Genomic DNA, 19,867 nt, shown 5'->3' on the forward strand with positions numbered 1-19,867 from the left:
ATGCACACCGACGACGACCGCGGACCGCGGCATTCGCTCGTCCGGCCCCTGATCCGAGCCGTCCGGCGCGACCCCGCGGCGGTGGCCGTCGTCGACGGCGGCGTCGCCCGCACGTACGGCGAACTCGACCGTCTGTCGGCCGAGATCGCGGGCGGGCTCGCCGCCCGCGGCCTGGGACCGGACGACGTGGTCGCCGTCCACGGCGAACGGTCCTGGGAGCGCTGCGCCGCGGTGCTCGGCGCCTGGCGGGCCGGCCTGGGCGTGGTCTGCGTCGACCCGGGCATGCCCGCGCCGCGGGCCGCGCGGATCGCCCGGCTCTGCGCCCTGCTGGTCCGTCCCGACCACATCGCGCCGACCGGGCTCGGCCCCGCCGAGGTCGCCTTCGGCGAGCTGCGCGGCGCCCCGCTGGAGGAGCTGCGCGAGGGGACCGTCGGGTACGTCATCCCCACGTCCGGATCGACCGGTGAGCCCAAGTCGGTGGCCGTTCCCCCGTCGGTGCTGGCCGCGCTCGGCGACTGGCACGTGCGGCACTGGGCCCATGACCGCCCGCCGCACACCCTGCAGGCGGCCTCGATCGGCTTCGACGTGGGCTACGAGGAGATCGTCACCACCTGGCTGGCCGGGGCCGCGCTCGTCGTGGTCTCCGACGAGGAACGCCAGGACCCCTTCGCGCTGATGGACTTGATCCGAGAACAGCGCGTCGCCCGGCTGTTCCTGCCGGTGGTGGGGCTGCACGCGCTGGCCACGGCCGCCGTGTTCGAACCGGACGCGATGCCCGACCTGAGGGAGATCGCGGTCGCGGGCGAGCGCCTCGTCGTCAACTCCGAGGTGCGTGAGTTCTGCGCGGCCGCCGGCGTCTGGCTGGTCAACGAGTACGGGCCCAGCGAGACCCACGTCGTCACGCAGTTCCGGCTGGACCCGCGGGAGACCGCGTCCTGGCCCGAGCACCCGCCGATCGGCGGTGCCGTCGCCGGGGCGGAGCTGCTGCGCGAGGCGGACGGCGTGCTGCGGCCGTTCGCGGCGGGCGAGGAGGCGGAGCTGGTCGTCGGCGGGGGCAGTGTCGGCCTCGGCTACCTGGGCGACCCGGAGCTGACCGCGGCCCGCTTCCGGACCCTGCCCCACCGCGACGGGGGCCCGCGCCGTACGTACGCCACGGGGGACGTCGTCCGGTTCGACGGGGCGGACTTCCACTTCGTGGCGCGGGCCGACGACCAGCTCAAGGTGAGCGGGTACCGGGTCGAGCCCGGCGAGGTCGAGGCGGTCCTGGGCGCGCTCCCGGGGGTCCGCCGGGCCGTGGTGGTGACGGTGGAGGTCGCGGGCTCGCGCCGGCTCGCGGCCGTGTGGACCCGGACGGGGGCGGACGGTCCCGGGCCCGAGGAGCTGGCCGCGGCGTGCGCGGCGCACCTGCCCGCGTACATGGTGCCCCGGCACTTCCGGCCCGTGGAGGACCTGCCGGTGACCGCCAACGGAAAGGTCGACCGGGCCGCTCTGCGGGCGCTGTTCGCCCCGGCCCGCGCCGCCGTCTGACCAGCACGCGCAGGCCCGAGGGGGCCCGCGGCGAACGAGAACGAGGAAGACCATGAGTGGAATCGACGTGACCGAGGCGGAGCGGATCCTGTGCGGTGTCCTGGCGGAGCTGTTCGCCGTCCCGGAGGTCGGCCCGCAGGACGGTTTCGTCCGGCTCGGCGGTGACAGCATCATCGCCGTGCAGGTGGTTGGCGCGGCCCGCCGCGCCGGGCTGCGCATCACCGTCCGGGACGTGCTGACCCTGCCGGACACGGCGGCCCTGGCCGCCGCCGCCCGGCCGATGGCCGGGTCCGCCCGGTCGGGCGCCGACGACGGGGTCGGGCCGGTCCGGCCGACCCCGGTGATGCACTGGCTCGACGAGCGCGGCGGGCCCGCCGACCGCTACTACCAGTACCTGGTGGTGCGGACCCCGGCCGCACTGACGGGGCAGAGCGCGGCCGAGGTGCTCCAGGCGGTCCTGGACCGGCACGACATGCTGCGCGTGGTCCGTGACGGCTCCGGCTGGCGGACCCGCCCGGCCGGATCGGTGCGCGCCGCGGAGTGCCTGCGCCGGGTGGCGACGGAGGGCCGCGAAGCCACCATCGAGGAGGTCGGGCGGGAGGTGCGCGCGGCCCGCGACCGGCTCTCGGTCGGCGGCGGGGTGATCGTGCAGGCCGTCTGGTTCGACGCCGGGGCCGGGCTGCCCGGGGCGCTGGCCCTGGTCGTCAACCACGTGGTCGTGGACGGCATCTCCTGGCGGGTGCTGACCGGCGACCTCACCCGGGCCTGGGAGGCGGTCGCCGCCGGACGGGCCCCCGCCGCCGCCCTCGACCCGGTGGCCACCTCGTTCCTCCGCTGGTCCGAGCTGCTCACCGCGGAGGCGGCCGGGGAGCGGACCGCTGCCGAAGCCCCGTACTGGCGCGGTGTGGTGCGGCCCGGCGCGGGCATCGCGGGCCGCCGCCCGCTGGATCCGGCCCGCGACCACGAGGACCGTGCCGGGCACCTGGTGCTGAGCCTGCCCGCGGCGACGGCCGGGCCGCTGCTGACGTCGGTGGCCGAGCGGCTGGGCGCCGACGCCAACGAGGTGCTGCTGACCGGGCTCTCCCTGGCCCTGGCCCGGTGGCGGCCCTGCGGCCCGGAAGTGCTGGTGGAGCTGGAGGGCCACGGCCGGGAGGACATCGGCGCCGAGGCCGACCTCTCCCGTACGGTCGGCTGGTTCACCACCCTCTTCCCCACCCGCTTCGCCCTGGACGGCCTGGACGCGGCGGACGCCGAGGACGGCGGCCCCACCGCCGCCGAGGCACTGCGGCGGGTCCGGGAGCAGCTGCGGGCGATCCCGCGCAAGGGCATCGGGTACGGCCTGCTGCGCCACCTCGACCCGGTCGCGGGCAAGGAGCTCGCCGCGGCGGAGCCCGCGGGCCTCGGTTTCAACTACCTGGGCCGGCTGGGCGGTCCGGGCGGCGGCGACTGGCAGCTGCTGCCGGCCCACGGGGCCCGGCTCGACGCCCCCGGCCCGGGCATGCCGATGGCGCACGCCGTCGAGGTGAACGCATTCGTCCTGGAGTCGGCGGACGGACCCGTCCTGCACGCCGACTGGGCCTGGGCCGACGGCGTCCACGACGAGGCGGAGGTACGGGCGCTGGCCGAGGGCTGGTTCCGGATGCTCGGCGCCCTCGTCGTCCACGCCGACCGCACCGGTGCCGCGGCCCCGTCCACCGTCCCGCCCACCGTCCCGCCCACCGTCCCGCCCACCTCCGCCCTGACGCTCGACGCGATCGACCAGGACGAACTGGACGACCTCGCGGCCACCCTCGGCCTCCTCTGACCCCGCCCGGACCGCACCCCCGCCCCGCCGCCGTCCTCCGACGGTCTCCACGAAAGCGACATCACCCATGAACACCAGCCGGCCGGCCATCGAGGACGTCCTGCCCCTCTCCCCGCTGCAGGAGGGCATGCTCTTCCACTCCGGGTACGACGAGGACTCCAAGCACCTCTACATCGCCCAGTTCACCGTCGACCTGGACGGGACGCTCGACGCGGGACGGCTGCGCCGGGCCGCCGGCGAGCTGCTGCGCCGCCACGCCAACCTGCGGGTGGTCCTCACCCACCGCAAGAACGGCGATCCCGTCCAGGTGGTGCGCCGGGACATGGAGCCGGCCTGGCAGGAGCACGACCTCGGCGCTCTGCCCGCCGGGGCGGCCGCGGAACGGGCCGCCGAGCTGACCGAGGAGGACTGGGCACAGGGCGTCGACAGCCGCCGCCCGCCGCTGCTGCGGTTCACGCTGCTGCGGTTGGCCGACGACCAGCACCGCCTGCTGGTGACGGCCCATCACATCCTGCTGGACGGCTGGTCGTTCGGGCTGCTCTTCCGCGAGCTGTTCACCTTGTACGCGGGTGGCGAGCCGGAGCCGGTGCGCCCCTACCGGGAGTACCTGGCGCACCTCGCGGGCTGCGACCGGCCCGCCGCCGAGGAGGCCTGGCGCACCGCCCTGGCCGGTCTCGACGCGCCCGGCCGGATCGCGGACGGCGCCGGCCGGGTCTCCCCCGGCGCCACGCCCGAGGACGTGGTGGTGCGGCTGGACGAGGAACGGACGGCGGCGCTGACCGCGCGGGCGCGGGAGTGCGGGCTGCTGCTGACCAGCGTGGTCCAGGGCGCCTGGGCGGTGCTCATGGCCCGCGCCACCGGGCAGGACGACGTGGTCTTCGGTCTCACGGTCAGCGGCCGCCCCGCCGAACTGCCGGGTTCGGAGCGGATGATCGGCATGCTGATCAACACCGTGCCGGTGCGGGCCCGGATCGACGCGGCCGCCCCCCTGCGCCGGGTCTGCGCGGAGCTCCAGCGCGAGCGGGCCGAGCTGGGGGAGCACGACCACCTGGGGCTGACGGAGATCCAGAAGCTGGCCGGTTCCTCCTCCGCCCTCTTCGACACGAACCTGGTCTTCGAGAACTTCCCGATGAGCGACTACGCGCTCGACCTGCCCGGCTTCGGCCTCCAGGCGCGGATCCGGTTCCGGGACACCACGCACTTCCCGCTGACGCTGGTGGTCGAGCCGGGCGCGGCGCTCGGGCTGCGGCTGAGCCACCACCCCGGGCTCGTCGCCGCCGAGCGGGTGCGGGAACTGGGCGAGCGGCTGGTACGGCTGCTGGAGCGCTGGACGGCCGACCCGGACGCGTCGGTGGAGGTCCTGGACGCGCTGACCGCGGCCGAGCGCCACCGGGTCCTCGCCGAGTGGAACGACACCGCCGCCGCCCTCCCGGAGTCGACGCTGACCGCGCTGCTCGCCGAGCAGGCGGCCCGGACCCCGGAGGCCACCGCCGTCGTCTTCGAGGGAGAGTCCCTGACCTACCGGGCCTTGGACGAGCGGGCGAGCCGCCTCGCCGACGTGCTCGCGGCCCGCGGCATCGGACCGGAGAGCCTGGTCGCGGTCGCCGTACCGCGCTCCCTCGACCTGATGGTCGCCCTGTGCGGGGTGCTGAAGGCGGGCGCCGCCTACCTGCCCGTCGACCCCGGCCAGCCCGAGGAGCGCAACCTCCAGATCATGGCCGACGCCGCCCCGGCGCTGGTGCTGAGCACCGGCTGGGCGGCGCCGGGGACGCCGACGCTGCGGCTGGACGCCCCGCTCCCCGCGGCGGATCCCGCGCCCCGGCCGGTGGCCCTGCCCGACCACCCGGCGTACGCGATCTTCACCTCCGGTTCCACCGGCCGCCCCAAGGGCGCGCTGGTCCCGCACCGGGCCATCGTCAACCGGCTGGAGTGGATGCAGCGGGAGTACGGGCTGGGGGCCGGGGACCGGGTGCTGCAGAAGACGCCGAGCGGATTCGACGTATCGGTGTGGGAGTTCTTCTGGCCGCTGCTGACCGGGGCGACCCTCGTCGTCGCGAAGCCCGGCGGCCATCAGGATCCCGCCTACCTGGCCGACCTGATCGCCCGGGAGTCCGTCACCACCGCGCACTTCGTGCCGTCCATGCTGGAGGTGTTCCTGCGCGAGCCCGCCGCGGCGGACGCCCGCTCGCTGCGCCGGGTGATCGCCAGTGGCGAGGCCCTGCCCCCGCACACCCAGGACGCCTTCTTCCGGGTCCTGCCCGGCGCGGAGCTGCACAACCTGTACGGCCCGACCGAGGCCGCCGTCGACGTCACGCTCTGGCCCTGCCGGGCCGGGGACGCCACCGTCCCGATCGGCCGGCCCGCCGCCAACACCCGTACGTACGTCCTGGACGCCCGGCTCGCCCCGGTGGCGCCCGGTACCGCGGGCGAGCTGTACCTGGCCGGCGTGCAGCTGGCCCGCGGCTACCTCGGCCGGCCCGCTCTGACCGCCGACCGGTTCGTGGCCTGCCCCTTCGAGCCGGGGGCCCGCATGTACCGCACGGGCGACCTGGTGCGCTGGCGGGCCGACGGCGTCCTGGAGTACCTGGGCCGCACCGACGACCAGGTCAAGATCCGCGGCTTCCGCATCGAGCCGGGCGAGGTCCGGAACGCCGCCGCGAGCTGCGCGGGCGTCTCCCACGCGGCGGTCGTCGTCCGCGAGGACCGCCCGGGCGATCCCCGGCTCGTGGCGTACGTGGTGCCCCGCCCGGGCGCCGCACCGACCCCCGCCGGGGTGCGCGGCGAGCTGGCCGCGTCGCTGCCGGAGCACATGGTCCCGGCCGTGGTCGTGCTGGACGAGCTGCCGGTGACGCCGAACGGCAAGCTCGACCGGCGGGCCCTGCCCGCCCCCGCCCTGCGCGCCGGCGGCCGCGGCGGACGCACCGAGCGGGAGCGGATCCTGACGGGTCTGTTCGCGTCGGTGCTGGGCCTGCCCGAGGTGGGCGCCGACGACGACTTCTTCGAGCTGGGCGGCCACTCCCTGCTGGCGATGCGGCTGGTGGCGCAGGTGCGCGGGGCGTTCGGTGCGGAGCTGGGCATCCGTGAGGTGTTCACCGCCCGCACTCCGGCCGCGCTGGCCGCGCTGGTCGACGGCGCGGACCGGGCCCGTCCCGCGCTGCGGCCGCAGGAGCGCCCGGCGCGGCTGCCGCTCTCCCCGGCGCAGCGCCGGCTGTGGTTCCTGGACCGGCTCGAGGGGTCGAACCCCGCCTATCACAGCGCGGTCGCCGTCCGGCTCGGCGGTCCGCTCGACGTGGAGGCGCTGCGCGGTGCGCTGGCCGACCTGACCGGCCGCCACGAGATCCTGCGCACGATCCACCCGGCGGCCGACGGCGAGCCCCGGCAGGTCGTGCTGCCCCCGGCCGCGCCCGTCCTGGAACTCCTCGACGCGGCCGGCGCGGACATCGACGCGATCGCCGCACGCCCCTTCGACCTGGCCACCGACACGCCCCTGCGGGCCGCACTGCTGACGGCCGGGCCGGAGAGGCACACGCTGGTGCTGGTCCTGCACCACATCGCCACCGACGGCGAGTCCTGGGGGCCGCTGCTGGGCGACCTCTCCCACGCCTACGCGGCCCGCACGGGCGGCGGCGCCGAGCCGCGCCCGCCGCTGGCCGTGCAGTACGCCGACTACACGCTCTGGCAGCGCGCCCTGCTGGCCGGCGCGGCCGAGGAGCAGCTGTCGTACTGGCGCACCGCGCTGGCCGGGCTGCCGGAGGAGCCGGTGCTGCCCACCGACCGGCCCCGGCCGGAGGTGGCCGATCCGGCGGGCGCGGCCGTCGCCTTCGGCCTGGACGCGGCCCTGACCGCGCACGTGGAGGCGCTGGCCCGGGCGCACGGCTGCACCGTCTTCATGGTGCTCCAGGCGGCTCTGGCGGTGGTGCTGTCCCGGCTCGGCGCGGGCACCGACGTGCCGATCGGGACGGTCGTCGCGGGCCGTACCGACGAAGCCCTGGACGACCTGGTGGGCTTCTTCGTCAACACCCTGGTCCTGCGCACCGACCTGTCCGGGGACCCGACCTTCGCGGAACTGCTGGAGCGGGTGCGGGAGAGCGACCTGGCGGCCTTCGCCCATCAGGACGTGCCCTTCGAGCAGGTCGTCGAAGCGGTCAACCCGCGGCGCTCGCTCTCCCACCACCCGCTGTTCCAGGTGGCGCTGACGATGCGCCGGGCGGCCGCCGCCGGCCTGGAGCTGCCCGGGCTGACCGCGGTGGCCGAGGAGGTGGACGTACCGCGGGCCGAGTTCGAGCTGGCGCTTCAGTTCACGGAGGCGGCCGGCGCGGGCGAGGGGCTGAGCGCGGTGGCCAAGTACCGTACGGAGCTCTTCGACGAGGCCACCGTGCGCGCCCTCGTGGAGCGGCTGCGCGGGGTCCTGGCGGCGGCGGTACGGGCACCGCGCGGCCGGGTCTCGGCCCTGGAGGTGCTGTTGCCGCGGGAGCGGCAGCGGCTGCTGGCCGACTGGCAGCCGCCGGCCCCGCCTCGGGCGGGTACGGCGGTGCACCTGGAGTTCGCCCGGCGCGCCGCACTGCACCCGGCCACCGTGGCCCTGGTCTCCGGCCCCGACGCCATCACCTACGGGGAGCTGGACCGGCGCGCCGACCGGTTGGCGCGCCGGCTGGCCGGCCTCGGGGTCACCGGCGAGACCCCGGTGGGCGTGCTGATGGGGCGCTCCCCCGAGGTGGTCGTGGCGATGCTGGCCGTCCTCAAGGCGGGCGGCGCGTACCTGCCGCTGCACGCCGGCCAGCCCGCCGACCGCACCCGGCGGATCCTGGACGCCGCGGGCTGCTCCGTGCTGCTGGTCGACGAGGCGCACGCCGGGCTCGCCCCGGAGGGCGTGCGGACCGTTACGTCCGGCGCGGCGCAGGCTCCCGGCGCTCCCGCGGACGGCGGGGGGTTCGCGGCCGCGCCGTGCCCGCCCGGACAGCTCGCCTACCTGATGCACACCTCGGGCTCGACCGGCGAGCCCAAGGGCGTGGCCGTCACGCACCGGGACGTCCTGGACCTCGTGGCCGACCGGGGCTGGCACACCCGGGGCGCCGAGCGGGTCCTGTTCCACGCGCCGCACGCCTTCGACATCGCCGACTACGAGCTGTGGGTGGCGCTGCTGTCGGGCTGGCAGGTCGTCGTCGCCCCCGAGGGCGAGCCGACGGTCGCCGGGCTGGGCGCCCTGATCCGCGGGGCGGGCATCACCGCCGTGCACCTGACGGCCGGTCTGTTCCGGGTGGTCGCCGAGGAGGACCCCGGCCTGCTGGCCGGCGTCCGCGAGGTGCTGACCGGCGGCGACGTGGTCAGCCCCGCCGCGGTCCGCGCCGTGCTGGCCGCCTGCCCGGACACCGTGGTCCGCCACCTGTACGGGCCCACCGAGGCGACCCTGTGCGCGACCAGCCACCTGATCACCGCCGCCGCGGACGCCGACGGCCCGGTGCCGATCGGCCGCCCCCTGGACGGCACCCGCGCGTACGTGCTGGACGAGCGGCTGCGGCTGGTGCCGCCGGGCACCCCGGGCGAGCTGTACCTCGCCGGTGCCGGGGTGGCGCGCGGTTACCACCGACGTCCCGCGGCCACCGCGGAGCGGTTCGTCGCCGACCCGTTCGGCGCGGCCGGGACGCGGATGTACCGCACCGGCGACCTCGCCCGGTGGCGGGCCGACGGGCTGCTGGAGTTCCTCGGCCGGGCCGACCAGCAGGTGAAGGTCCGCGGCTTCCGTGTGGAGCCGGGCGAGGTCGAGGCCGCGCTGGCCGCCTGCCCGGGCGTCCGCCAGGCCGTGGTGGCCGTACGGGCCGCCGCGGACGGCGAGAAGCGGCTGGCCGGGTACGTGGTCGGGGAGGTCTCCGGGCCGTCGGTGCGGCGTCGGCTGGAGCGGCTGCTGCCGGATTACCTGCTGCCCTCGTACGTCCTGGTCCTGGACGCGCTGCCGCTGACCCCCAACGGCAAGGTGGACTACCGGGCCCTGCCCGAGCCCGCGCTGCCCGCTTCCGGTGGACGTGCCCCCCGTACCCCCCGGGAGGAGATCCTGGCGGGGCTCTTCGCCGAGGTGCTCGGCCTCGACGCGGTCGCCGCCGACGCGGGCTTCTTCGACCTGGGCGGCCACTCGCTGCTGGCGACCCGGCTGGTCAGCCGGATCCGTACGGCCCTCGGGGTCGAGCTGCCGCTGCGCGACGTCTTCCGCGCGCAGACGGTGGCCGCGCTCGCGGAGCTGGTCGGGAGCGCCGACCCGGCGCGGCCGCCGCTGCGGCGTGCGGAGGCCGGGGAGGGCGCGCCGCTGTCCTCGGCGCAGCACCGGTTGTGGTTCGCGCACCAGGCCGAGGGTCCGTCCGGCCACCACAACGTGCCCTTCGCCTACCGGCTGACGGGTCCGCTGGACGCGCCGGCGCTGCGTGCGGCGCTCGGCGACGTGGTGGCCCGGCACGAGGTGCTGCGGACCGTCTTCGACGAGTGCGGGGGCGAGCCGGTGATCCGGCTGCTGGAGGGGGCGGAGGCCGACGTGCCGCTGGAGGTCCTCGCCGTCGCGGAGCCCGGTGCCGTCGCGGACGCGGTACGGGAGGTGACGGGCCACTGCTTCGACATCTCGGCCGAACTGCCGCTGCGGGCCCGGCTGCTGGAGCTGGGCCGGGAAGAGTGGGTGCTGGTGCTGGTGGTGCACCACATCGCGACCGACGGCTGGTCGTGGGGTCCGCTCCTGACCGACCTGGCCACCGCGTACGCCGCCCGTCTGGCGGGTGCGGAGCCCGCCTTCGAGCCGCTGCCCGTGCAGTACCGGGACCACACCGTCTGGCAGCGGTCCGTGCTCGGCGCGGAGGGCGACCCGGACGCGCCGGTCACCCGTCAGCTCGGCTTCTGGGCCAAGGAGCTGGCCGGATCCCCGGCCGAGCTGGCCCTGCCCTACGACCGGCCCCGGCCGGAGGTGGCGAGCTTCGCGGGCGGCTCCGTCCCCCTGGAGCTGGACGCGGAGCTGCACGGCCGGCTGTCGGAACTGGCCCGGCAGCACGGCTGCACCCTCTTCATGGTCCTCCAGGCCGGCCTCTCGGTGCTCCTGTCCCGCCTCGGAGCCGGCACCGACATCCCGATCGGGACGGTCGTCGCGGGCCGCACGGACGAGGCACTGGACGACCTCGTCGGCTTCTTCGTCAACACCCTCGTCCTGCGCACCGACCTCTCCGGCGACCCGGCCTTCACGGACCTCCTCGCCCGCGTGCGGGAGACCGACCTCGCCGCCTACGCCCACCAGGACGTGCCCTTCGAGCGGGTCGTGCTGGGGGTGAACCCGGAGCGGTCGCTCGCCCGGCACCCGCTCTTCCAGGTGCTCCTCCAGGTCCAGAACGAGCCGCCCGCCCTGCCCCGCCTGACGGGCCTCACGGCACAGCCGCACCCCGTCGAGTGGGCGGTGTCCAAGTTCGACCTCGGCGTGGACCTCGGGGAGCGGCGCGCCGCCGACGGCACCCCGCTGGGTCTCACCGGTGAACTCACCTACGCCACCGAGCTGTTCGACCATACGAGCGCCGAGCGACTGGCGGCGGACCTGGCCCGGGTGCTGCGCGCTCTCGCGGCCGCCCCGGAGCGGGCGGTCGGCTCGGTCGACGGCCCGGCCCCGCGCACGGCCGCGGCCGCTCCCGCCGCGCCGGAGCCGGCCGCGGACCCGGGCGGCAGCACCGAGGACCGCGTACGCGCCCTGTACGCCGAGGTCCTGGACCGGGACGAGGTCGGCCCGGACGACAACTTCTTCGCCCTGGGCGGCCACTCCCTGCTGGTCACCCGCCTGATCAGCCGGATCCGGGCCGAACTCGGCCGGGAGCTGAAGATCCGCCAGCTCTTCCAGCACCCGACCCCGGCCCGCACCGCCGCCCTGCTCACCGACGCGCCGAAGGCCCGTCCCACGCTCCGCCGCTCCGCCGATGCCTGAGCCGTCCCCCGCCCCGCGCCCCACCCCGTACGCCCCCGGAGGTCCTGTGTTTCCCGTTTCGTTCGCCCAGCGGCGGCTTTGGTTCCTGGGCCGGCTCGGCGAGACCGGCGCCGCGTACAACTGTCCGCTCACCACCCGGCTGCGCGGTCCACTGGACCCGCGGGCGCTGGCCGCGGCCCTCGGTGATCTGACCGGGCGGCACGAGGTGCTGCGGACGGTCTTCCCCGAGGTGGACGGCGAGCCCGTGCAGCAGATCACCGACCGGGTGCCGGAGCTGCCCGTCGTCCGCCTGGGCGAGGCGGAGCTCGCCGACGCGCTGGCCGCCGAGGCCGCGTACGTCTTCGACCTCACCACCGAACTCCCGCTGCGGGCACGCCTCTTCGCCCTGGGCGACGGGGAGTGGGTGCTGGCGCTGGTGATCCACCACATCGCCACCGACGGCTGGTCCTGGGGTCCGCTCCTGACCGACCTGGCAGCCGCCTACGCGGCGCGGTGCGCGGGCGGGGCACCCGCCTTCGAGCCGCTGGCGGTGCAGTACCGGGACTACACGCTGTGGCAGCGCGAGCTGCTGGGCGCGCAGGACGACCCGGAGAGCCTGCTCGCCGAGCAACTGGCCTACTGGACGCAGGAACTGGCCGGATCCCCGGCCGAACTCGCCCTGCCCTACGACCGGCCCCGGCCGGAGGTGGCGAGCTTCGCGGGCGGCTCCGTCCCCCTGGAGCTGGACGCGGAGCTGCACGGCCGGCTGTCGGAACTGGCCCGGCAGCACGGCTGCACCCTCTTCATGGTCCTCCAGGCCGGCCTCTCGGTGCTCCTGTCCCGCCTCGGAGCCGGCACCGACATCCCGATCGGGACGGTCGTCGCGGGCCGCACGGACGAGGCACTGGACGACCTCGTCGGCTTCTTCGTCAACACCCTCGTCCTGCGCACCGACCTCTCCGGCGACCCGGCCTTCACCGAGCTCCTGGAGCGGGTGCGGGACAGCGACCTCGCCGCCTTCGAGCACCAGGACGTGCCCTTCGAGCAGGTCGTCGAGGCGGTCAACCCCGAGCGGTCCCTCGCCCGCCACCCCCTCTTCCAGGTGATGATGACCCTGGACAGCGGCGAGGGCCCGGCCTTCGCCCTGCCCGGCCTGGAGTGCGCGGAGCAGTCCGCCGCCTGGGACGTCGCCAAGTTCGACCTCACCGTCGACTTCCAGGAGCGGTGGGGCCCGGACGGCGTCCCGGCCGGGATCGGCGGAGCCCTGGAGTACGCGACGGACCTGTTCGACCGGGCCACCGCCGAGGACCTCGCGGCCGCCCTCGCCCGGGTGCTGGAGCGCCTCGCCGCCGCCCCCGCCGCCCCGGTCGGGCAGGCCGATCCGCTCTCCGCCGCGCAGCGCGCGCTGGTCCTGTCCGGCTGGAACGACACGGCCGCGCCGGTGCCCGCGGGGACCCTGCCCGAGCTGTTCGAGGAGCAGGCCGCCCGCACCCCCGGCGCGACGGCCCTGGTCTTCCGGGGCACCGCGCTGACCTTCGCCGAACTCGACGCCCGCGCCGACGCGCTGGCGCACCGGCTCGCCGGGCACGGGGTCGGCCCGGAGCACCTGGTGGCCCTGGCCCTGCCCCGGTCCGCCGACTCCGTCGTGGCGCTGCTCGCGGTGCTCAAGGCGGGCGCCGCCTTCGTGCCCGTCGACACGGACTACCCGGCCGAGCGGATCGCCCGGCTGCTGTCCACGACGACCACCGTCGTCACCGACGCCGCGACCGCCCCGGGGCTCCCGGACACCGGCGCCGTCCGCGTCCTCGTCGACGCGCCGGGCCCGGTCCCGGCGGGCGCCGCCGGCCCCGTACCGGGCCGCCGGATCCTGCCCGGCAGCGCCGCGTACGTGATCCACACCTCGGGGTCGACCGGCGAACCCAAGGGGGTCGTCATCGACCACGCGGGGCTGCGCAACCTGTACGCCTTCCACCGGGCCGGGGTCATCGCCCGTGCGGAGGAGCTGCACGGCGGGCGCCGGATGCGCATGGCGCTGACGGCCGCGCTGTCCTTCGACACGTCGTGGGAGGGGCTGCTGTGGATGGTGGCCGGCCACGAGCTGCACCTCGTCGACGACGACACCCGCCGCGACGCCGCCGCGCTGGTCCGGCACATCGCCCGTGCCGGCGTCGACGCCCTCGACGTCACCCCGACGTACGCCGAACAGCTCGTCGAGGAGGGCCTGCTGGACGATCCCGCGCACCGGCCCAAGGTGCTGCTGCTCGGCGGCGAGGCGGCGGGCGCGGCCCTGTGGACGCGGGTCCGGGCCGCCGACGGGATGCTCTGCCACAACCTGTACGGGCCCACCGAGTGCAGCGTCGACACCCTGTGGTGGGACGCCGCCCTCAGCGAGGAGCCGCTCGTGGGCCGCCCGCTCGCCAACACCCGGGCGTACGTCCTGGACGCCGGGCTGCGGCCCGTCGCCCCGGGCGTCCCCGGCGAGCTGTACCTGGCCGGACCGAGCCTGGCCCGCGGCTACCTGAACCGGCCCTCGCTCACCGCGGGCCGCTTCGTGGCCTGCCCGTTCGAGGACGGCGCCCGCATGTACCGCACCGGCGACCTGGTCCGCTGGGACCGCGAGGGCCGCATCGAGTACCTCGGCCGCGCCGACGACCAGGTCAAGATCCGCGGCTTCCGCATCGAACCCGGCGAGATCGAGGCGGCCTTGCGGGCCTGCCTGGAGGTGGCACAGGCCGCGGTGCTCGCCCGGGACGGCGGGCCCGCCGGGAAGCGCCTCGTCGCGTACGTGGTGGCGGCCGCGGGCCGCGAGCCCGAGCCGGGCGCGCTGCGCGGGTGGCTTTCCGCGCGGCTGCCGGACCACATGGTGCCCTCGGCCGTCGTGGTCCTGGAGGCCCTCCCGATGAACCGGAACGGCAAGCTGGACCGGGCGGCGCTGCCCGCGCCGGACTTCGGCGCGCTGCTGACCTCCCGTCCCCCGCGCGGACCCCGGGAGGAGGTCCTGGCGGCGCTGTTCGCGCAGGTGCTGGGGCTGCCGTCGGTGGGCGCCGAGGACAACTTCTTCGAGCTGGGCGGCCATTCGCTGCTCGCGACCAGGCTGCTCTCGAGGATCCGGGCCGTCCTGGGCGGCGACCTCGGCATCCGCCAGCTGTTCCGGCACCCCACGGTGGCCGGGCTGGCCGCCTGCCTGGCGCAGGGCACCGCGGCCGGGGCGGCCCCTCGTCCGGCCCTGACCGCGGCGGCGGAGCGACCCGAGGCCCCGCCGCTGTCGGCCGCCCAGCGCCGGCTGTGGTTCCTGAGCCGGGCCGGCCAGTCCGCGGGCTACCACTGCCCGTTCGCGCTGCGGCTGCGCGGCCCGCTGGACACGTCGGCGCTGGCCGCGGCCCTGGGGGACGTCACCGACCGGCACGAGGCCCTGCGCACGGTGTTCCCGGAGGCGGCGGGCGAGCCGTACCAGCGGGTGCTGCCCGCCGGGGGCGGCGTGCCCCTGGACCTAGTGGAGTGCGGTCCGCAGGGGACCGTCGGGGCCCTCGACGCCCTGCTGGCCCGCCCGTTCGACCTGGCCGCGCGGCCCCCCGTACGGGCGGCGCTGCTCGCGGCCGGGCCGCAGGAGTGGGTGCTGGCCCTGGTGGTGCACCACATCGCACTCGACGGGTGGTCCTGGGGGCCGCTGTTCGGGGACCTGTCCGAGGCGTACGCGGCCCGGTGCGCGGGCGCCGCGCCCGCTTTCGAACCGCTGCCGGTGCAGTACGCCGACTACACGCTGTGGCAGCGGGAGCTGCTCGGCGCGCAGGACGACCCGCAGAGCCCGCTCTCCCGTCAACTCGCCTTCTGGACGGGGGCACTGGCCGGTGCGCCCGTCGAGCTGGCCCTGCCCTACGACCGGCCGCGCCCGGCGGTGGCGGACTTCGCGGGCGGCTGCGTCCCCGTCGGCCTGGACGCCGAGCTGCACGGACGGCTGCTGGAGGTGGCCCGCGCGCACGGCTGCACCCTCTTCATGGTGGTGCAGGCGGCGCTGGCCGTGACCCTGTCCCGGCTCGGCGCCGGCACCGACGTACCGATCGGGACGCCCGTCGCGGGCCGCGGCGACGAGGCCCTGGACGACCTCGTCGGCTTCTTCGTCAACACCCTCGTCCTGCGCACCGACGTCTCCGGCGATCCGACCTTCGCCGAACTCCTGCGCCGGGTGCGGGACTTCGACCTCGCGGCGTACGAACACCAGGACGTGCCCTTCGAGCGGGTCGTGGAGGCGGTCAACCCCGAGCGGTCCCTCGCCCGCCACCCCCTCTTCCAGGTGCTGCTCCAGGTGCAGGACGGCGAGGACGGGACGCTCACCCTGTCCGGCCTCGACGTCCGCCCCGAGCCGTTCCGCTTCGACGTCGCCCAGTTCGACCTGACGCTCGACGTCCAGGAGCGCCGGGACGCCGAGGGGCGCCCCGCCGGGATTTCGGGCTTCCTGGAGTACGCGGCCGAGCTGTTCGACCACGCCACGGCCGAGGACATCGCCGCGGCCCTGGTACGGATGGTCGGGCTGCTCGCGGCGGCGCCGGAGCTGCCGGTCGGGGCCGCCGACCCGCTGACCCCCGCCGCCCGCCGGCGGGTGCTGGAGGAGTGGAACGACACCGCGCTGCCGGTGCCGCACGCCACCGTGCCCGAGCTGTTCGCGGCGCAGGCGGCCCGCACCCCGGACGCGACCGCGCTGGTGCACGGCACCGAGCGGATCGGCTTCGCCGCCCTCGACGCCTGGTCCGGCCGGCTCGCCCGGCGCCTCGTCCGGGACGGGGCGGGGCCGGACCGGGTGGTGGCCGTCGCCCTGCCGCGCTCCCCGGCGGCGGTGGCCGCGATCCTGGCCGTCCTCAGGACCGGTGCGGCGTTCGTCCTGGTGGACACCGGATACCCGGCCGAGCGGATCGCGCACATGCTGGCCGACTCCGGGCCGGCGCTGCTGGTCACGGACTCCGTGACCGCCCCGCTGCTGCCGCTCGCGCAGTCGCCCCGGGTCCCGCTCGTCCTCACCGACGAGGCGGACGACGAGAACGCGGCCGCCGTCTCCGCGCCCGGTGCCGGGCCGCTGCGGCCGCCCCGGCCGGGCGACGCCGCGTACGTCGTGTACACCTCGGGGTCCACGGGCCGGCCCAAGGGCGTCGTCGTCGACCACTCCGCGCTGAGCAACCTGTACGCCTTCCACCGCGCCCACACCATGGCCGAGGCGGAACGGACCTCTGCCGGGCGGCGGTTGCGGGTGGCGCTGGTGGCCTCGCTGTCCTTCGACGCCTCCTGGGACGCCCTGATGTGGATGGTGGCCGGGCACGAACTCCACCTGATCGGCGACACCATGCGCCGCGACGCCGCCGCCTTCGCCCGGCACGTCGCCGACGCCGCCCTCGACGTCGTCGACACCACCCCGACGCACGCCGAGCACCTGATCGAGGCGGGCCTGCTCGACGCCCCGCCGCGGCTGCTGCTGATCGGCGGGGAGGCCGCGGGCGAGGGCCTGTGGAGCCGGCTGCGCGCCACGGAGGGGATGCTCGCATACAACCTGTACGGACCCACCGAGTGCACGGTCGACGCCCTGTGGTGGGACACCGCGCGCAGCGAGCGCCCGCTCATCGGCGGGCCTGTCGCCAACACCCGCGCCTACGTGCTCGACGCGGCGCTGAACCCGGTGGCGCCGGGGGTGCCCGGCGAGCTGTACCTGGCGGGTGCCGGGCTGGCGCGGGGCTACCTGCGCCGCCCGGGGACGACGGCGGAGCGCTTCGTGGCCTGCCCGTTCGAGGACGGCGCCCGCATGTACCGCACCGGCGACCTGGTCCGCCGGGACCGCGAGGGCCGCATCGAGTACCTCGGCCGCGCCGACGACCAGGTCAAGATCCGCGGCTTCCGCATCGAACCCGGCGAGATCGAGGCCGCGCTCGCGGCGGCGCCCGGGGTGGACCGGGCGGCGGTGACCGTACGGGAGGACGGCCCCGGCGGCGCGAAGCGGCTGGTCGGGTACGTGGTCCCGGCCCCCGGCGGGGGTAGCGGCTCCCTGGTCGACGCGGCGGACCTGCGCGCCCATCTGGCGGGGACGCTCCCGGCGCACATGGTGCCGTCGGCGTTCGTCGTGCTCGACGCCTTCCCGCGGACCCCGAACGACAAGCTCGACCGGGCCGCGCTGCCCGCGCCGGAGCCCGGTGCGGCCGGGGACGGCCGCCTCCGCCGGGTGCCGCGCGGCCGGCGGGAGGAGGTCCTGGCGGGCCTGTTCGCCGAGGTGCTGGGGCTGCCCGCCGACGCCGTCGGCGCCGACGACGGCTTCTTCGACCTGGGCGGGCACTCCCTGTTGGCGGCGCGGCTGATGTCCCGGGTGCGCGAGACGCTGGGCGAGGAGCTCGGGGTCCAGGACCTGTTCGCCGCGCCCACGGTCGCCGCCCTCGCCGCCCGGTCCGGCGGCGCGGTCCCGCGCGGGGACGCCGACCCGCTGGCGCCACTGGTCACGCTGCGCACGGGGGCGCCCGGGGCGCCCGCCCTGTTCTGCGTCCACCCGGGCGCCGGCACCGGCTGGCTGTACCGGGGGCTGCTGGAGCACCTGGATCCGAAGCAGTCCGTGCACGCCCTGCAGTCGCGGGCGCTGAGCGAGCCGGGGGCACGGCCCGGCAGCGTCGCGGAGATGGCCGCGGAGTACGCGGCGCGGATCCGCGCGGTGCAGCCGCACGGCCCGTACCACCTGCTGGGCTGGTCCTTCGGAGCGGTCGTCGCGCACGAGGTGGCCGTGACGCTCCAGCAGGACGGCGAGGAGGTGGCCGGGCTCACCCTGCTGGACGGGTATCCGGCGGCCCCCGGCGAGACGTCGGCCCCGGCCGCGGACCCGCTGCGGGACCTGCTGGAATCGCTCGGCTACCCGCCGCGGGAGGAGTGCGGCGCGGCCGCGGGGGCTCCGCTGACCCTCGCCGGGCTGGTGGCGGCGGCCGCCGGGGAGGGCCCGTTGTCCGTCTTCGACGGTGACACCGTCGCCGCCCTGGGCGAGGCCTACGTCCACCACGACCGGCTGGCCGCCGATCACCGTCCACGGGTGTTCCGGGGCGGGGCGACGCTGGCCGCCGCCGCCCACGAGCCGGACGCGCCGGGCCCGCAGGTCTGGGAGCCGTACGTCACCGGCCCGGTCGCCCACCACGAAGTCCCCTGCGCGCACGGCGAGATGATGGCGTCCAAGCCCGCGGCCGAGATCGCCGCGCTGCTGGGCCGGGGCACGGTGGGCCGGTGAGCGCCGGACGCGGCGCGCTGCGCCGCCGGGACTTCCGACTGCTGTGGGCGGGCGAGTCCGTCAGCCAGTTCGGGAGCGCGGCCACGCGAGTGCTGCTGCCGCTGATCGCGGTGGACACGCTGGACGCGGGACCCTTCACCATGGGAGTGCTGAACGCCGCGGCCTGGGTGCCGTGGCTGCTGTTCGGGCTGCCCGTGGGAGCGTGGACCGACCGGATGCGCCGCCGGCCGGTGATGATCGTGTGCAACGCGGTGTCGGCGCTGCTGATGCTGTCGCTGACCGCGACGGTCTGGCTGGGGGTCCTGACGACCTCCCAACTGACGCTGGTGGCCGTCCTGGCGGGCACCGCCGACGTGTTCTTCCGGGCCGCCTACAGCGCGTACCTGCCGACCGTGCTGCCGCACGAGGAGCTCGCCGACGGCAACGCCAGGCTCCAGACCAGCGAATCGGTCGCGGAGGTCGTCGCACCGGGGGTGGGCGGCGCGCTGGCCCAGGCCGGGAGCGCAGCGGCCGGTTTCCTCGCCGACGGGCTGAGCTACCTGGTCTCGGCGGCGCTGCTGCTGCGGATCCGGACCCCGGAGGGCCCGCCGGGCGGTGCGGAACGAGCCGCCGCGAAGAGGTCGTTGGTCAAGGAGATCCGTGAAGGCGTCTCCTTCCTCACCCGGGACCCGTTCCTGCGGACGATCCTGCTGTGCGACGCCGCGATGAACCTGTTCCTGGCCGGCGCGCAGTCCCTGTCGATCCTGTTCCTGAGCCGGACGGTGGGCGCGCCGGGCGCGCTCATCGGTGTCCTGATCGCCTTGGCCGGGCTGGGCGGGGTCCTGGGCGCGGTGGTCTCGCCGCGCCTGGCCCGCCGGTTCGGGTCGGCCCGGGCGGTCCTGCTGTGCGCCTTCTGCGGGGGCCCGTTCGGGCTGCTGATCCCGCTCACCACGGACGGGGTGGGGCTGCTGGCCTTCCTGGTCGGGGAGTTCTTCCTGATGACCGGGGTGGTCGCCGGGAACGTCGTCATCGTGAGCTTCCGGCAGGCGTACTGCCCACCGGACATGCTGGGCCGGGTCGGCTCCACCATCCGCTTCGTGATGTACGGGACGATCCCCGTCGGCAGCCTCCTCGGCGGCGCCCTCGGCACCCTCCTCGGCGAACGCGACGCCCTGTGGATCCTCTACGGCGGCAACGCACTGTGCGCGCTGCTCCTCCTGACGGGCCCCCTGCGCGCCGGCCAGGACCTCCCGCCGGCCCCGGAGCCGGCCGGAAGGGCGGACGAGGTCACCCCGTGAGCACCCGGGTCGCCGGCACCGGGCCCGCCCCCGGCGGACGGGTGCCGGCGACCCGGCCGGCTTCGGACCGGTCGATGGTGCCGGTGAGGTACGGAGATCCCGGAGGC

The 19,867-nt window shown here is 76.4% G+C and carries 5 protein-coding genes; all 5 read left to right on the plus strand.

What is annotated here, in order from left to right:
- The 5 genes from ACFYP3_RS06210 to ACFYP3_RS06230 all read left to right on the plus strand — a co-directional run bounded on the left by ACFYP3_RS06210 (position 1) and on the right by ACFYP3_RS06230 (position 19,760).
- Positions 1-1,527: an AMP-binding protein gene (locus ACFYP3_RS06210; protein WP_388827522.1), complete on the plus strand. Its 1,527-nt coding sequence runs from the start codon at positions 1-3 to the stop codon at positions 1,525-1,527.
- A gap of 52 nt (positions 1,528-1,579) precedes the next feature.
- The gene (locus ACFYP3_RS06215) at positions 1,580-3,331 is read left to right on the plus strand and encodes a condensation domain-containing protein (protein ID WP_388827525.1); all 1,752 of its coding nucleotides are present in this window, start codon (positions 1,580-1,582) and stop codon (positions 3,329-3,331) included.
- 67 nt (positions 3,332-3,398) lie between these two features.
- Positions 3,399-11,267, plus strand: coding sequence for an amino acid adenylation domain-containing protein (locus ACFYP3_RS06220; RefSeq protein WP_388827528.1), 7,869 nt, complete (start codon positions 3,399-3,401; stop codon positions 11,265-11,267).
- Between the two features lie 46 nt (positions 11,268-11,313).
- Positions 11,314-18,483, plus strand: coding sequence for an amino acid adenylation domain-containing protein (locus ACFYP3_RS06225; RefSeq protein WP_388827531.1), 7,170 nt, complete (start codon positions 11,314-11,316; stop codon positions 18,481-18,483).
- Complete coding sequence (locus ACFYP3_RS06230) at positions 18,480-19,760, plus strand: MFS transporter (protein ID WP_388827534.1); 1,281 nt, start codon at positions 18,480-18,482, stop codon at positions 19,758-19,760. Before ACFYP3_RS06225 ends, ACFYP3_RS06230 begins: the two co-directional genes overlap by 4 nt.
- Positions 19,761-19,867: the final 107 nt, after the last annotated feature.

Source organism: Streptomyces sp. NPDC005533 (assembly GCF_042871845.1).
Lineage (GTDB): Bacteria > Actinomycetota > Actinomycetes > Streptomycetales > Streptomycetaceae > Streptomyces.

What these genes read in the sequence shown, in the direction of transcription:
- ACFYP3_RS06210 (WP_388827522.1), top strand. Translation starts at nt 1, where the DNA reads ATGCACACCGACGACGACCGCGGACCGCGGCATTCGCTCGTCCGGCCC.
- ACFYP3_RS06215 (WP_388827525.1), top strand. Translation starts at nt 1,580, where the DNA reads ATGAGTGGAATCGACGTGACCGAGGCGGAGCGGATCCTGTGCGGTGTC.
- ACFYP3_RS06220 (WP_388827528.1), top strand. Translation starts at nt 3,399, where the DNA reads ATGAACACCAGCCGGCCGGCCATCGAGGACGTCCTGCCCCTCTCCCCG.